The 15817-nt window shown below is 71.0% G+C and carries 13 protein-coding genes; 3 read left to right on the plus strand and 10 right to left on the minus strand.

Translation table 11 applies throughout. The annotated features are described in order from the left end of the window. Nucleotides 1–142: 142 nt before the first annotated feature. On the minus strand, nt 143–619 hold the full coding sequence (locus FHY02_RS04155) for a MaoC family dehydratase (protein WP_183920614.1): 477 nt from the start codon (nt 617–619) through the stop codon (nt 143–145). Further along, nucleotides 619–2460 (minus strand): biotin carboxylase N-terminal domain-containing protein, encoded by a 1842-nt coding sequence (locus tag FHY02_RS04160; RefSeq protein ID WP_183920615.1) that lies wholly within the window; start codon nt 2458–2460, stop codon nt 619–621. Before FHY02_RS04160 ends, FHY02_RS04155 begins: the two co-directional genes overlap by 1 nt. Before the next feature lie 115 nt (nt 2461–2575). On the opposite strand from FHY02_RS04160, the gene FHY02_RS04165 reads away from it, so the two are divergent. Further along, entirely contained in the window at nt 2576–2902 is a 327-nt protein-coding gene (locus tag FHY02_RS04165) for a GIY-YIG nuclease family protein (protein ID WP_183920616.1), read from the plus strand. Nucleotides 2903–3000: 98 nt separating this feature from the next. Here the strand turns inward: FHY02_RS04165 and FHY02_RS04170 are convergent, their stop codons facing one another. Together FHY02_RS04170 and FHY02_RS04175 are read right to left on the minus strand one after the other, a co-directional pair. Then, on the minus strand, nt 3001–4602 hold the full coding sequence (locus FHY02_RS04170) for a carboxyl transferase domain-containing protein (protein ID WP_183920617.1): 1602 nt from the start codon (nt 4600–4602) through the stop codon (nt 3001–3003). After that, nucleotides 4599–5768: an acyl-CoA dehydrogenase family protein gene (locus tag FHY02_RS04175; protein WP_183920618.1), complete on the minus strand. Its 1170-nt coding sequence runs from the start codon at nt 5766–5768 to the stop codon at nt 4599–4601. The genes FHY02_RS04170 and FHY02_RS04175 overlap by 4 nt, the downstream gene beginning before the upstream one ends. A gap of 166 nt (nt 5769–5934) precedes the next feature. Between FHY02_RS04175 and FHY02_RS04180 the strand changes: the two genes are divergently transcribed. Continuing rightward, nucleotides 5935–6837, plus strand: coding sequence for a LysR family transcriptional regulator (locus tag FHY02_RS04180; protein ID WP_183920619.1), 903 nt, complete (start codon nt 5935–5937; stop codon nt 6835–6837). Between the two features lie 45 nt (nt 6838–6882). Continuing rightward, the gene (locus FHY02_RS04185) at nt 6883–9618 is read left to right on the plus strand and encodes a TonB-dependent receptor (protein WP_183920620.1); all 2736 of its coding nucleotides are present in this window, start codon (nt 6883–6885) and stop codon (nt 9616–9618) included. A 63-nt stretch (nt 9619–9681) separates the two neighbouring features. Here FHY02_RS04185 and FHY02_RS04190 read toward each other — a convergent pair whose 3' ends face one another. The 6 genes from FHY02_RS04190 to FHY02_RS04215 all read right to left on the minus strand — a co-directional run bounded on the left by FHY02_RS04190 (nt 9682) and on the right by FHY02_RS04215 (nt 15707). Then, nucleotides 9682–10335, minus strand: coding sequence for a glutathione S-transferase family protein (locus FHY02_RS04190; RefSeq protein WP_183920621.1), 654 nt, complete (start codon nt 10333–10335; stop codon nt 9682–9684). Continuing rightward, complete coding sequence (locus FHY02_RS04195) at nt 10332–11201, minus strand: class I SAM-dependent methyltransferase (RefSeq protein WP_183920622.1); 870 nt, start codon at nt 11199–11201, stop codon at nt 10332–10334. The genes FHY02_RS04190 and FHY02_RS04195 overlap by 4 nt, the downstream gene beginning before the upstream one ends. Nucleotides 11202–11336: 135 nt before the next feature. Then, nucleotides 11337–12410 (minus strand): recombinase RecA, encoded by a 1074-nt coding sequence (gene recA / locus FHY02_RS04200; RefSeq protein WP_183920623.1) that lies wholly within the window; start codon nt 12408–12410, stop codon nt 11337–11339. A gap of 104 nt (nt 12411–12514) precedes the next feature. Continuing rightward, complete coding sequence (locus tag FHY02_RS04205) at nt 12515–13222, minus strand: enoyl-CoA hydratase/isomerase family protein (protein ID WP_183920624.1); 708 nt, start codon at nt 13220–13222, stop codon at nt 12515–12517. Further along, on the minus strand, nt 13219–14067 hold the full coding sequence (locus tag FHY02_RS04210) for a 4-(cytidine 5'-diphospho)-2-C-methyl-D-erythritol kinase (RefSeq protein ID WP_183920625.1): 849 nt from the start codon (nt 14065–14067) through the stop codon (nt 13219–13221). The genes FHY02_RS04205 and FHY02_RS04210 overlap by 4 nt, the downstream gene beginning before the upstream one ends. 5 nt (nt 14068–14072) lie before the next feature. Continuing rightward, nucleotides 14073–15707 carry a hypothetical protein gene (locus FHY02_RS04215; protein ID WP_260172603.1) on the minus strand — a complete coding sequence of 545 codons (1635 nt, stop codon included), beginning with the start codon at nt 15705–15707 and terminating at the stop codon, nt 14073–14075. Nucleotides 15708–15817: the final 110 nt, after the last annotated feature.

The following is a 15817-nucleotide window of genomic DNA, read 5'->3' on the forward strand; positions in this document are numbered from 1 at the left end:
CGATCGTCCGACGTTGGAGCCCTTCTCCGCCTGAGCCGCGGCGGAGGCCGGAGTCCAGGTGCGGGACGGCGGCGAGACTCACGATAGCCTTCCCACCTGGCCCCGGCTTTCGCCAGTGAACAGCGATCCCGGCGCCCTCGCGCTAACCCTCGACCGAAGAAGCCGCGCACGTGCCGCTACGCCTCAGTAGCGCGGTGCGCTCGCACTGGCACACCAGCTCGTCGCGCTGGTTGTGCAGCCGGTGCTCGAAGGTCACGAGCCCGGCCTCCGGCCGCGAGCGGCTGACGCGCAGCGCGGTCACGACGCTCGAGGCGCGGAGGGTATCGCCGATGAACACCGGTGCCGGCATCACGACCTTGTCATAGCCCAAGTTGGCGACCAGCGTGCCCAGCGTCGTCTCGCTGACCGACAATCCGACCATAAGCGCGAAGGTGAAGGTGCCGTTGACCAGGATCTGCCCGAACTCGGACGCGCGCGCCGCCTCGGCATCGAGATGAAGCGGTTGCGGATTGTGCGTCATCGTCGAGAACAGCAGGTTGTCAGTCTCGGTGACGGTGCGGCGGATCGGGTGCTCGATGCGATCGCCCACCGCCCACTCGTCAAAGTGACGCCCGGCCATCACGAATCCTTCCGCTCGACCCGCACCAGCGCGGCCCCGTCGGTCACCTGCGCCCCGACCGCGACGTCGAGTGCGGCGATGACACCGTCGAACGGTGCGGACAGGCTGTGCTCCATCTTCATCGCCTCCAGCGTGACGAGCCGCTGCCCCGCGCGGACGCGCTCGCCCGCGCTGACCTCGACCGCGATGACTCGCCCGGGCATGGGCGCGAGGATCGCGCCGTCGCCCGCCGCGCCGCCACCCGCCGCCGCGGCGCGGAACGGGGTCAGCGCGTAGGTCTGGCCGGCCTCGGTGATCAGCGCGCGCTCGCGCTGGTCGGAAGGACCCGCGGCGGGGGCGAGCGCCACCTGGGCGGGATGGCCGTCGAGCAGGAACGCCGCCTCGCGTCGCGGCGGGGCGTTGAGCCTGAACCCGGGCACGAGCGCGGCGCCCGACAGCGTGCGCGCGGCGGCGGTGAGCGCGGCCTCGCTCGGCCGCTCCGACGGCATCAGCGCCTCGCCGGCGCGCTCGATCAGTCCGGTGTCGACCGTGCCCGTCGCGAAGTCGGGATGGTCGAGCGCGCGCACCAGGAAGGCGGCGTTGGTGCGCACCGGCCAGACCTGAGTCGCCGCGAGCGCAGCGCCGAGCCGCGCGCGCGCCGCCTCTCGCGTGTCGGCATGCGCGATCAGCTTGGCGATCATCGGGTCATAATATGGCGAGATCGTCGAGCCCTGCTCCACCCCGGTATCGACGCGCACGCCCGCTCCCGGGCGGAAGGCGATCAACGTGCCGGTGGAGGGCAGGAAGCCGCGCGCGGGATCCTCGGCGTAGAGCCGTGCCTCGATCGCGTGCCCGCTTATGGTGAGCTGCTCCTGGCGCAGGGGCAGCGGTTCGCCGCTCGCGACGCGGAGCTGCCACTCGACCAGGTCGATGCCGGTGATCGCCTCGGTGACCGGATGCTCGACCTGAAGACGCGTGTTCATCTCCATGAACCACACGCGGTCAGCGCGCAGGCCCTCGCTTGCATCGGCGATGAACTCGATGGTGCCCGCGTCGACATAGTCGACCGCGCGTGCGGCGCGCACCGCGGCGTCGCACACCGCGGCGCGGGTGGCCGCGTCCATACCGGGCGCGGGCGCCTCCTCGATCACCTTCTGGTGGCGGCGCTGGAGCGAGCAGTCGCGCTCGAAGAGGTGGACGACGTTGCCGTGTCGGTCGCCGAACACCTGCACCTCGATGTGGCGAGGCGCGAGGATATAGCGCTCGATCAGCACGCGCTCGTCGCCGAACGCCGCCGCCGCCTCGCGCCGGCATGCGGCGAGCGCGGCGGCGAAGTCGGCGGCATCGTCGACGCGACGCATCCCCTTGCCGCCGCCGCCCGCGACCGCCTTGATGAGGACGGGATAGCCGACGCGATCGGCCTCGGCGGCGAGCCGCTCGGGCGACTGGTCTTCCCCGAGATAGCCCGGGGTGACGGGCACGCCCGCGGCGATCATGCGCTGCTTGGCGGCGTCCTTGAGCCCCATCGCGCGGATGCTGGCGGGGTCGGGGCCGACCCAGATGAGCCCGGCGTCAAGCACGGCTTCGGCGAAGTCGGCGTTCTCGGAGAGGAAGCCATAGCCGGGGTGGATCGCCGCGGCGCCGGTCTCGCGTGCGGCGGCGAGGATCAGGTCGCCGCGCAGGTAGCTGTCCCGCGCGGCGGCCGGCCCGAGCCGCGCCGCGGTGTCGGCGAGGCGGACGTGGAGCGCGTCGGCGTCGGCGTCGGAATAGACCGCCACGGTGCGGACACCGAGCGCGCGCGCGGTGCGAATCACGCGGCAGGCGATCTCGCCGCGGTTGGCGATGAGGAGGGAGGGGAGCATGGGGTTACCTCCGGGACACGGGGGTGAGTGGCGGGAGCGATGGCCCCACTCCGGCGTCATGCTGAACTCGTTTCAGCATCCACTGAGCCGCGCGAACCGTCCTACGATGGGAAGGATGGCCAAGCAGCCGTGCACCTACATCCTCGCGAGTTGGCGCAACGGGACGTTGCACATCGGCGTCACCGGCGATCTGCTCGCGCGGTTGGGTCAGCATCGCGACGGTACGGACGGCTGCACGGGCCGCTACAAGGTCGCCCGGCTGGTTCACTACGAGTTCTTCGCCGACATGCTCGACGCGATCGCGCGCGAGAAGCAGCTGAAACGCTGGCACCGCGAATGGAAAATGAACCTCATGGAGCGCGACAATCCTGACTGGGCTGATCTCGCGGTGACGCTCGGTCTTGCGCCGCTCCCTCTGCCAACGCGGCCTGGTGGACCCTGAAACAAGTTCAGGGTGACGCCAGGCAGAGGGAGTAGCGCGCACGTCGCGGCGCGAGCGGCCGCCGCCTGAGCGCTCGCCGCGATGATCACCCGCCACGCTCACATCCGGAACACCCCGAACCGCGGCGCCTCCTCGACCGGCGCATTGAGGCACGCCGCCAGCGCCAGCCCGAGCACGTCACGCGTCTGCGCCGGGTCGATCACGCCATCGTCCCACAGCCGGGCGGTGGCGTAATAGGGATTGCCCTCGTCCTCGTATTTCTGCCGCACCGGCGCCTTGAACGCCTCGGCTTCCTCCGCCGACCAGGTCGTCGCATCGCGGTGGACGGTGGCGAGCACCGCGGCGGCCTGCTCGCCGCCCATCACGCTGATCCGGCTGTTGGGCCAGCTGAACAGGAAGCGGGGGCCATAGGCGCGGCCGCACATGCCGTAATTGCCCGCACCGAAGCTGCCGCCGATCAGCAGCGTCAGCTTGGGCACGCTGGCGGTCGCCACCGCGGTGACGAGCTTGGCGCCATGCTTGGCGATCCCCTCCGCCTCATACTTGCCGCCGACCATGAACCCCGAGATGTTCTGCAGGAACAGCAGCGGCACGCGGCGCTGGCACGCCAGCTCGATGAAATGGGCGCCCTTCTGCGCGCTCTCGGAGAAGAGCACGCCGTTGTTGGCCAGGATCGCCACCGGCATGCCGTGGAGATGCGCGAAGCCGCAGACCAGGCTGCTGCCGAACAGCGGCTTGAACTCGTGGAAGCGGGAGCCGTCGACCAGCCGCGCGATCACCTCGCGCACCTCATATGGGGCGCGCACGTCCTCCGGCACGATCCCGTACAGCTCCTCCGCAGGGTAGAGCGGCGCGGCCGTCGGCGCGAGATTGACCATCGGCATTGGCGCGGGCGGCAACGTGGCAATGATGTCGCGCACGATCGTCAGCGCGTGAAGATCATCCTCGGCGACATGGTCGACCACGCCCGAGCGGCGGCCGTGCGTGTCGGCGCCGCCGAGCTGCTCGGCGCTGATCTCCTCGCCCGTCGCCGCCTTCACCAGCGGCGGCCCGGCGAGGAAGATCGTCCCCTGCCCGCGCACGATCACCGTCTCGTCCGACATGGCGGGGACATAGGCCCCGCCGGCCGTGCAGCTGCCCATCACGCACGCCACCTGCGCGATGCCGCGCGCCGACATCTGCGCCTGGTTGAAGAAGATGCGGCCGAAATGATCGCGGTCGGGGAAGACCTCGGCCTGGTGCGGCAGGTTGGCGCCGCCCGAGTCGACGAGGTAGATGCAGGGCAGCCGGTTCTCGAGCGCGATCTCCTGCGCGCGCAGGTGCTTCTTCACGGTGAGCGGGAAGTAGGTGCCGCCCTTCACCGTGGCGTCGTTGGCGACGATCATCACCTGCCGCCCGGAGACGGTGCCGACGCCGCAGATCAGCCCGGCTCCCGGCACCTCGTCGCCGTAGAGCCCGCCCGCGGCGAGCTGGCCGATCTCGAGAAACGCCGCGCCGGGGTCAAGCAGCCGCTCGACGCGCTCGCGCGGCAGCAGCTTGCCGCGCGCGGCGTGGCGCTCGCGCGATGCCGCGCTGCCGCCCTGCGCCGCCGCGGCGACGCGCGCGCGCAGCTCGGTGGCGAGCGCGCGATGGTGCACCTCATTGGCGCGGAAGCGGTCGTCGTCGCGCGCGATCATCGAGGCGAGGGCAGGCGCGCTCACTGCGCCACCGGCTCGGTCGCGCCGACCAGCTCGCGCCCGATCAGCATGCGCCGGATCTCGTTGGTGCCCGCGCCGATGTCGAGCAACTTCGCGTCGCGCAGGAAGCGCTCGACCGGCCAGTCTTTCGTGTAGCCGGCACCGCCGAGCGCCTGCACCGCCTCGCCCGCGACACGGAAGGCGCTCTCCGAGGCGAGCAGGATCGCGCCCGCGGCATCGAAGCGCGTGGTCCGGCCCGCGTCGCAGCTCCGCGCGACCGCATAGACGTAGGCGCGCGCCGAATTGAGCGCGACATACATGTCCGCCACCTTGGCCTGCATCAGCTGGAAGCTGCCGATCGCGCGACCGAACTGGCGCCGATCGCGCAGGTACGGCAGCACCGTGTCGAGGCAAGCCTGCATGATACCGAGCTGGATGCCCGCGAGTACCGTACGCTCATAGTCAAGCCCGCTCATCAGGATGCCGACGCCGCCGTTGAGCGGCCCCATCACGTTCGCCTCGGGCACCTCGCAGTCGGTGAACACCAGCTCGGCGGTGGGGGAGCCGCGCATCCCCATCTTGTCGATCTTCTGCCCGATCGCGAAGCCGGGCATGTCCTTCTCGATCAGGAACGTGGTGATGCCGCGGCTGCCCTCCCCGGTCTTGGCATAGACCACCAGCGTGTCGGCGTAGGGGGCATTGGTGATCCAGAATTTGGTCCCGTTGAGCACCCAGCCGCGATCGCTGCGTCGCGCGGCGAGCTTCATCGAGACGACGTCCGACCCCGCCCCCGCCTCGGACATGGCGAGGCTGCCGACATGCTCCCCCGAGATCAGCCCGGGAAGGAAGCGCGCCTTCTGCTCGGGATTGGCCCAGCGTCGGATCTGGTTGACGCAGAGATTGGAGTGCGCACCGTAGGAGAGGCCGATCGAGGCCGAGGCGCGCGCCACTTCCTCCTGCGCGACGACATGCTCCAGGTAGCCGAGCCCGAGCCCACCGTCGGCCTCGTCGACCGTAATGCCGTGGAGGCCGAGTTCACCCATCGCGGGCCAGAGCTCGTCGCGTGGGAACCAGTCTTCGGCATCGATCCGCGCCGCGAGTGGGGCGATCTTGTCCGCGGCGAAGCGTCGTGTCGTGTCGCGGATCACCTCGGCGTTCTCGCCCAGCGCAAAGTCGAAATCGGGCGTCATGCCGCATCCTCTACCGTTCTTCGGGCGCTCGGCTCTCTCCCGCCTCCCCGGCGAGGGCCGGGGAGGAAGAGAAAGGCAACAGCCCGCCTCATTTGCACAGCAGCATATCCCCGACCTCCCGCCTTCCCAAGTTGAAGCACGCGAACACTTTTCATAGATGGCGTCTATGATCGATCGCTACCTCTTGCGCTACTTCCTGGCGGTGGTCGACCAGGGCACGTTCTCGCGCGCCGCGTCGCACTGCCGGGTGACGCAGCCGACGCTCTCGGTCGGCATCGCCAAGCTGGAGACGTTGCTCGGCCAGCCGCTGTTCGAGCGCAGCAGCCGCCGCGTCGCGCTCACCGCCGCCGGCGCGCGGCTGGCCGAGCACGCCCGCCGGATCGAGGCCGGCTTCGTCGCCGCCGAGCAGGCGGTGAGCGACTCGCCCGCCGCCAAGCTGATCCGGCTCGGCCTGTGCACCACCTTGCCCGACGCCTGGGTCGAGGAAGCCCTGCGCGCCGCCGCGGTCGCCGGCGAACGGCTCGAGCTGGTCGAGGGACGCGCCGGCGAGCTTCGCGCCGCGCTCGACCGCGGCCGGGTCGACGCGATCGTCGCGCCGCTCGACGCCGCGTTGCCGCACCGCGCCTTGTTCGACGAGACTTATGCGATGGCGTTCGCGCGCGACCATCCGCTCGCGGCACGAGTCAGCGTCGAGGCGGAGGAACTCGCCGCCGAGCCGATGGTGGTGCGACGCCACTGCGAGATGTTGGCCGAGACCAGCCGTTTCTTCACCGCGCGCGGGATCCGCCCGTTCATGGCGGCGCGGACCCACAGCGACTCGCGCGCGCTCGCCTATGTCCGTGCCGGCCTCGCCACGACGCTGCTCCCCGCCTGCTACGCCGATCCGGCGCTCGCGCTGGTACCGCTCGCCGGCTTCGACCAGCGCCGCACCGTCGCGCTCTGCTTCGCGCCGGACAGCCGCGCGCGTGCCGAGGGAAGCGTCGCACTCGCCCGCATCGGCGATCGCCTGGCGGAACTCGGCGGCGCGGCGCCCGCGACATTTACCCTTAATTATCCCACTTCGGCCTAATCGCCTGTCGCTACGGCGCACGCGCCGCGTGGGGGGTGTCTATCTATGTCGAAGTCCGCGTTCCTGCTCTCGGCGGCGGTGCTCGCCGGTCTCGCCGCCCCCGCCGCGGCGCAGAACCTGCGCGGGTCCGCCGCCGATGCCAAGCCGAGCGACGCCAAGTCGGGCGACTCGCCCAACACCGCCGACATCGTCGTCACCGCGACGCGCCGCTCCGAGCGGCTGTCGAACGTGCCGATCGCGGTCTCCGCTTTCGGCCAGGCCGCGCTGCAGAATTCGGGCGCGACCGATATCCGCCAGATGACACAGATCGCGCCGTCGCTGCTGGTCTCCTCGACCGGCTCGGAGGCCAACGCCGCGGCGCGCATCCGCGGCATCGGGACCGTCGGCGACAACCCGGGCCTCGAGAGCTCGGTCGCGGTGTTCATCGACGGCATCTATCGCAGCCGCACCGGCGCCGGGCTCAACGACCTGGGGGAGATCGAGCGCATCGAGGTGCTGCGCGGCCCGCAGGGCACGCTGTCGGGGCGCAACTCCTCGGCGGGTGCGATCAGCATCTACACCAAGCTGCCCGAGTTCAAGTTCGGCGGCTTCGCCGAGGCGACCTACGGCAATTACGACGCGGTGCGCCTGTCGGGCGCGCTGACTGGGCCGGTGATCAAGGACCTGCTCGCCTTCCGCGTCGACGGTGTCTACTCGAAGCGGGACGGCTTCCTTCGCGACGTCGTCAACGACACCGATTACAACAACCGCGACCGCTATTTCGTGCGCGGCCAGCTGCTCTTCACCGTCACACCCGATCTCGCGATCCGGCTGATCGGCGACTACACCCATCGCGACGAGAAATGCTGCGGGGCGGTCTATGTCGGCACCGCCGAGACGACCGACCCGACGCCGGGCGTTGTCGGCGACTTCGCCTTCAATCCCAACGGCAACCGCATCACCGCGATCCTGCGCAGCCTCGGCGGCGTGCTGCCGAGCGAGGGCGACCCGTACAACCGCAAGATCGCCTTCACGCCCGGTCGCGACTATTCCAACCTCACCACGGACGGCGGCGTCTCGGCGCGGGTGCGCTGGAACATCGGCGCGACCCAGCTCACCTCGCTGACCGCCTATCGCGAGTATAAGTCCGCCGGCGCGGCCGACATCGACTATGGCAATGTCGACATCGGATACCGCCCCGACGACGGTAACAACTATCGGCGCTTCAAGACCTTCACGCACGAGAGCCGGTTCTCGGGCTCTATCCTCGGCAACAAGCTCGACTGGCTGGTCGGCGGCTATTACGCGCACGAGGACCTCGAGGTCGTCGACAATCTCCGCTTCGGCACGCAGTACGGCGCCTTCGCCGCGTGTCGCGTCGTCGCGACGATCAACCCGCTCGCGGCGCTGCGTAACACCGCCAACCCGGGCTGCCTCAGCGCGGTCGGGCGCGGCGCACTGACCGGCGCGGTGGGCCCGCAGATCGTGGGCGGGATCGATCGGCTGAGCCGCCTCAACGACCTCGGCAGCCTGCGCGATGTCTACGACCAGACCAGCGAAAATTGGGCCTTTTTCACCCACAACATCTACAAGCTGACCGACCGGCTCAACGTCACGCTCGGGCTGCGCTACACGCACGAGAGCAAGAGGCTGGCCGCTGCGTTCAACAACAACAACACGATCTGCCCGGCGCAGCAGGCCGCGCTGGCACCGCTGCTGCGCAGCACCAACGCGACGCTCCAGTCGCTCGCCGCCGGAATCATCACGCTGAGCTGCACCGGCAACTCGACCTCGGCGCTGACCGGCGTCGGGCTGAACGACCGCTTCAAGGAGGGCCAACTCACCGGCACCGGCGTGGTATCGTGGAAGCCGGTTGACAGCACGCTCGTCTATGCCTCCTACGCGCGCGGCTACAAGGCGGGCGGGTACAATCTCGACCGCTCGGACCTGAGCGCGACGGTGTTCGCGACGCCGACCGCGGCGAGCGCGAACAACCTTCGCTTCGATCCCGAGACGGTGAATGCCTATGAGCTCGGTCTCAAGTACAGCGCGCACCAGATTACCGCCAACGTCGCGCTGTATCGCTCGGAGTTCGCCAACTTCCAGCTCAACACTTTCAACGGCACCAACTATATCGTGCAGAACATCGGCGGCTGCGACCAGTCGCTGAACGGCGCCGATCACGACAACGACTCGGCCACGGGCGCCTGCACCGGCAAGGTCGGCAAGGGTGTCATCACGCAAGGCGTCGAGCTGGAGCTAGGCCTCTACCCGGCGCCGGATGTCACGGTGAACCTCGGCTACACGCTCGCCGATGCCAAGTATCAGCGCGATCTCGCCGGCAGCAAGTCGGGCGAGCCGCTCAACGCGGCACTGTTCCTGCTGCCCGGCAGCCAGATGTCGAACGCCCCCAAGCACACCGTCACCAGCGCCGTAACGTGGAGCCCGGCGCTGGGCGGCGGCGGGTTGACCGGCCTGTTCTATGTCGATGGTCGCCTGACCAGCGACTATAACACGGGCTCGGACCTGTTCGTGGAGAAGGCGCAGGACGGATTCTTCGTGATGAACGCGCGCCTCGGCGTGCGCGGCCCCGAGCAGCGCTGGGCGGTCGAGTTGTGGGCGCAGAACCTGCTCGACGCGGACTATCAGCAGGTCGCGTTCAACCTGCCGTTTCAGGGTGCGGGCAGTCGCTCGCAGGTGCAGGCCTTCGGTGCACCGTCCTACGCGACGGGCAACGCTTTGTTCGGTGCCTTCCTGGCCGAGCCACGCACCTATGGCGTGACGCTGCGCTCGCGCTTCTGAGCGATGCTGCGCGGCGGCGCGGTTAGGGTGTAGACTGCCCGCCCCGCGCCGCCGCCCGTTCGCTCACCGCGCGTAAGCATAGGGTCCGCCGCGTTCGAGTGCGCGCTGATACGCCGCCCGCGCGTGGATCTTGGCGAGCCACGCGACGGTGGCCGGCCGCGACTCGCCCAATCCGGCACGGTGACGCGCCGCCTCGAGCGGAAAGCTCATCATGATGTCCGCCGCCGTGAAGGCCTCGCCGGCGAACCACGGCCGCTGGGCCAGCTCCGCCTCGACATAATCCAGGTGGCGGTCGATCATCGGCTGCACCCGCGCGACCGCCCGCTTGCCGATCAGCGGCAGCCGCGAGAGCACCAGCTTGAGCAGGAGCGGCGGCATCATCGATCCCTCGGCGTAGTGCAGCCAGAAGCGATAGCGCAGCGCGTCGTCGCGTTTCGCGGGCGCGCCGAGCTTACCGTCGGCCCGATCGACGAGATACTCGACGATCGCGCCGGTCTCCGCCACCACGCGACCACGCTCGCCCACGGCCGCGCCGTCGCGGTCCTCGATCACCGGCGACTTGCCGAGCGGATGGACGCGACGCAGCTCGGGTGGCGCGAGCATCGTCTTGGGATCGCGCGCGTAGCGCTCCACCTCATAGGCGAGCCCGAGTTCCTCCAACAGCCACAGCACCCGCTGCGAGCGCGAGTTCTCGAGATGGTGGACGACGATCGTCATGACGGCTCCCCTGCGCGCGCGACCCAGATCCAGATCGCTGCGGTGAACGCGACCGTGCCGTCGCATATCCGCGCGGCGAGCGCGGCCACGATCCGACGTTCGATCGCCGCCCGCTCGTCCGGCGTCGCGGCGGCGAGCGCCGAGGCCGCGGGGCCGATGCAGCGGAAGAAGGCGAGCGCGTCGGCGATCGGATCGTCTCCCGCGCCGACCACGTAGCGGACGTCGTGGCGGGTAGCCGTCGCGTCGAGCCAGCCCGCGGCGGCGAGGACGTTCTGCGTGAGCGCATGATCGGCCAGTCCGGACGGCCCCGGCGCGTAGGCATCGGTGGATCGGGGTGAGACGCCGACCGCGGCGTCGAGCGCGGTGGCCCAGTCGTTTTCCTCGCGCGCCCGAAAGCACGAGAAGACCAGCGACGCGCCCGGTCGTGCCGCGCGCGCCATCGCCGCGAAGGAGGTGACGGGATCGTCGAAGAACATCACGCCGTGGCGCGAGACGATAAGGTCGAGCGGCGCGAGCGGCGGCAGCACCGCGGTGGCGTCACCGACGAGGAAGTCGACCCGGCGGTCGCCATCGTGGCCCGTTTTAGTGTCACGAGCGAGGGCGGCGGCACGCTCCCGCGCGATCGCGGCGAGCGGCGCGGCGAGGTCGATCCCCGTCACATCCAGCCCAGGACGCGCCGCGGCCAGCGCCAGCGTGGTACTCCCGACGCCGCAGCCGACGTCTGCCGCGCGGCCGAAATCCGGCGCGACCGCGACGATCGCCTCGTCCAGGACCCTGGCCACGTCGGCGAAGGCGCGCTCGGTGCGCCGCCACTCCGCCGCCCAGGTCGCCCCGACGCGTGCGCTCCAGTCCGCGCCCGACGTCATCGGCCAGCCTTCCGCGCCCCGAGATCGAGGCCCGGCCGCGGAGACGGACGCTCGATCATCAGTCGACGGCCGCGAGCAGCTCGCCGGACCCGCAGGCCGCGCGATCGCCGCCGCCCCGCTCGGAAGGCGAGCGGCTCAGACGTCGTCGTCCTCGCTCGGCCCGGCCATCATGCCGTCGGCGACCTGCTCGGTGCGCGCGCGGATCGCCTTCTCCAGCCGCTGCATCATCTCGGGATTCTCGCGCAGGAAGGTCTTGGCGTTCTCGCGCCCCTGCCCGATCCGCACCGAGTCATAGGAGAACCAAGCGCCCGACTTCTCGACCAGTCCGGCCTTCACCCCGATGTCGAGGATCTCGCCGATCTTGGAGATGCCCTCGCCGTACATGATGTCGAACTCGACCTGCTTGAACGGCGGCGCGACCTTGTTCTTGACCACCTTGACGCGGGTGGCGTTGCCGATCACCTCGTCGCGGTCCTTGATCGCACCGGTGCGGCGGATGTCGAGCCGGACCGAGGCGTAGAATTTCAGCGCGTTGCCGCCCGTCGTCGTCTCCGGGTTGCCGTACATCACACCGATCTTCATGCGCAGCTGGTTGATGAAGATCACCATGCAGCGCGAGCGGCTGATCGAGCCGGTGAGCTTGCGCAGCGACTGCGACATCAGCCGCGCCTGCAGGCCGACGTGGCTGTCGCCCATCTCGCCCTCGATCTCGGCGCGCGGTACCAGCGCGGCGACCGAGTCGACTACCAGCACGTCGATCGCATTGGAGCGCACCAGCGTGTCGACGATCTCGAGCGCCTGCTCGCCGGTGTCGGGCTGCGACACGATCAGCTCGTCGATGTTGACGCCCAGCTTCTTGGCATAGACCGGGTCCAGCGCGTGCTCGGCGTCGACGAAGGCGGCGGTGCCGCCGTTCTTCTGCGCCTCGGCGATGACGTGGAGCGCCAGCGTCGTCTTGCCCGAGCTCTCCGGCCCGTACACTTCGATCACACGGCCGCGCGGCAGCCCGCCGACGCCCAGCGCGATGTCGAGCCCGAGCGAGCCGGTCGAGATCGCCTCGACCTGCATCGTCTCCTTCTGCCCGAGCTTCATCGCCGAGCCCTTGCCGAAGGCGCGGTCGATCTGTGCCAGCGCGGCGTCGAGCGCCTTCTGACGGTCTGCGTTCGCGGTTGCCATGCCGGTATCGATCACCTGAAGTTTGGCGGCCATTGCCGTGGACCCTTTCGCTAGAGCAACCGCGCGTCGCGTTCAACGCACCGCGATGGTGTATTCTCTTTGTTCCATAAGAACAAGTAGGGAACTTTGCCGCGATATCAAGCCTTGTCGCGATAGTGCGCGACCCCGGCAGCGAAGCGCGCGCTGGCGAAGCAATCCTCGAAGGCGGCGTCGAGCGACTCGTCGAGCGGGTCGTCGAGCGTCCGCTTGAGCAGCCACAGCGCGGTCTCGTCGTTGCGCACGATATCGTCGATCACCTTGGCGGCGTCGCCGATCATGTCGACCAGGCCGATCCGCAGCGCCTCGGCCGAGTCGATCGAGGTGGCGGTGAACAGCAGCCGCGCCGCCTGCGCGCGACCGACTCGCTGCGCCAAGCGTGCGACGTCGCCGACCGGATAGCCTATCCCGAGCCGTGCCGGCGGGAGGCCAAAGCGCGCGGCGGGCGAGGCGACGATCAGGTCGCAACCGAGCGCCAGCGCCACGCCCGCACCGAAGCAGCCACCCTCTACCGCCGCCACGGTCGGGATCGACAGTCCGGCCAGTTCACCCAAGGCGTCCTCCAGCGCGACCCGGAACGCGGTCCGCGCGTCGACATCGTCGACCAGTCGCGCGAGGTCGGCGAGGTCGGCGCCCGCGCAGAACACGCCCGGCACCGCCGAGCGCAGCAGCAGGGCGCGCACGCTGGTCGGGATCGTCCGGATGCTGCCCGCGAGCGCCTGCCACGCGCCGGTTGGTAGCGCGTTGCGCGCGTCGGGCCGCTCGAGCGAGATGATCGCGACATGGTCGAGGATCTTGAGCGCGATCATGCCACCGTGGTCGCCAGCTGCCACCACGCCGGATGCCGCGCGGTGATCGCGGCCGCGGCGCTGTCGCGCGCCCCGCTGTCGTCGAACAGCGCGAAGCAGGTGGCGCCGGAGCCGGACATGCGCGCCAGGATCACGCCCCCCTGTTGCCGCAGTGCTTGGAGCAGATCGCGCACGGCGGGGGCGATCGCCTCGGCGGCGGGCTGGAGATCGTTGCGCCCCGCCCGCGCCAGCGCCAGCGTGCCGCCCTCGCCGATCGCGCCGCGGTCGACGCCATCCCAGCGCGCGAACACCGCCGCGGTGGAAACCTTCTCGAGCGGGTTGACCAGCAGCGCCGGGCAGTCGCCCAGCCCCGCGATCGGCACCAGGTCATCGCCCCGCCCCGTGCCCAGCGCGGCGCGGCCGAGCAGGCAGGCGGGCACGTCGGCACCGAGCGCGCGGGCGACCGCGTCGAGCCGTCGATCCTCTCGGGTGACACCATGGTGCCGCGCGAGCGCGCGCAGCGTCGCCGCGGCGTCGGCCGAGCCGCCGCCGATCCCCGAAGCGACCGGCAGCCTTTTGTCGAGTGTGATCGCGTAGCGCTCGTCCACGCCGAAGGCCGCCCGGAAGGCCGTGAGCGCGCGGACGACGAGATTGTCCGCGTCGTCACCGATCACCGCGGCGAAGGGGCCGGTGACGGTGAAGCTATCGCGTTCCGCCGACGCCAGCGTCACCACGTCCCCGTCGCGCGCGAAGGCGAACAGCGTCTCGAGCGCGTGGTAGCCGTCAGCGCGGCGCGCGCGAACGTGGAGCGCGAGGTTGAGCTTGGCCGGTGCCGGCTCGACCAGCACCGTTGCGTCCGCCGTCATCGCGCTCACCGCAGCGTCCCGATGCCGCGCGCGATCTTGGCGTCGAGCCGCGCGGCGTCGTCGGCCTCGGCGACCTGGCGCGCCGCCGTCCAGGCGTAGCGCGCCTCGTAGCGCCGCCCCGCCGTCCAATAAGCGTCGCCGAGATGCTCGCCGATCTCGGCGTTGGCGGGGTCGCCGAGCGCGGCGCGTTCGAGCAGCGGCAAGGCGCGCGCGCGCTGGCCGCGCACCAGCAGCGCCCAGCCGAGCGAGTCCGCGATCGCGGCGTCGTCGGGCTTGAGCGCGGCGGCCCGCTCGAGCAGCTTCTGCGCGTCATCCAGCCGCTCGCGCCGCTGCACCAGCGCGTAGCCGAGATAGTTGAGCGCGAGCGGCTGGCTCGGCCCCAGCTTGACCGCCTGCTCCAGCGCCGGGCGCGCCTGGTCCCACAGCTTCGCCTCGTCGAGCGCGGCGCCATATTGCAGCCAGTCGGCCCAGTCGGCGGCAGCGCCGGCGCGGTCGATCAGCCGCCGGTACAGCGGCACCGCCTCGGCGGGGCGGCCGAGCCGGACCTTCAGGTCGGCGAGCCGCTGCACGTCGTCGGTGGCGGCGGCAGGGACGGCGCCCAGCACGCGCGCCGCGGCGAGCGCCTCGGCGTCGCGACCGTCATCGACGAGCAGCTGGACCCGCCCGGTCGCCGCGATCGGCGCGTAGAGGCTGGTCGGCGGCACCGCGTCGAGCACCGCCAGAGCGCGGACGACCGCGTCGTCGCGTGCGAGCACGCCGGCGAGCAGCACGCGCGCCCGATCGTTGCCCGGATCGGCGCGCAGCGCGGCCTGGAGCAACGTGTAGGTGAGCGGACCGGGCGCGCCGACCGCCAAATCCGAGGCGACGCGCGTGAACAGATAGGAGGCGCCGAACGCTAGCGAGGGCTTGGCGGCATAGCGCTCGGCCAGCGCCGGGTCGTTCGCGGCCACGCGCAGCGTCGTGATGGCGGACTCGCCGCCCGCAGCCAGCAACCGCGCCGCCACCTGCCGCTCGCCGCGACCGAGCAGCAACCGCGCGGCGGCGACGCGATGGTCCTGGCTGGCGAGATCGTTGCCGAGCAGCGGGCGCAGCGCCGCCTCGCCGTCCGCCACCTTGCCGGTGGCGATCAGCAGCAGCGCGCGTGTTTCCTCGACGAAGCGGCGCGACACTGCGTCGGACGGCGCGCGCGCGAGCGGCGCGAACGGGTCGCCGCCGGCGTCGAGCGCGGCCCAGGCGGCGAGCGGCGCGGCGAGGATGCGAAGCTGATCGTCGCGCAGGCGCTCGATCGCGGCGCCGGCAGCGACCCGGTCACCGGTTCGCGCGGCGCGCGCGAGCGCCAGCAAGGCGGCATCGGCGGGCGCGACGCCCTGATCGGCGAGCGAGGCCGCCGCGCGATCGGCGAGCACGAGGTCGCCCGCGCGCACCGCCTCGCGATAGGCACGCACCGCGATCACGGCATTGTCGGGGGCGGCGGCGAGCGCGCGCGCATAGTCGCTGGTAGCGGCGGCGACCTCGCCGTCTGCCGCCGCGGCGCGCGCCTTCATGTAGGCGCCGAGATCGCCGGTCGCGGCCGCGGCGGCGCCCGGCGCGAGCAGCACCAGCAGCGCGGCGGAGACGAGACCGGGAGGGCTGAACCGCATGGCCCGCTGTCGCGGCTCGGGCGCGGTCGCGTCAACCCCGCTGGCCGGGTTTATTGCGCACGGTGGGGAGGGCGACTTGGTGACGAGATCGCGGCGTCCTCTCCCACCGC

This window comes from Sphingomonas sp. BK069, assembly GCF_014193405.1.
Classification (GTDB): Bacteria; Pseudomonadota; Alphaproteobacteria; order Sphingomonadales; family Sphingomonadaceae; genus Sphingomonas.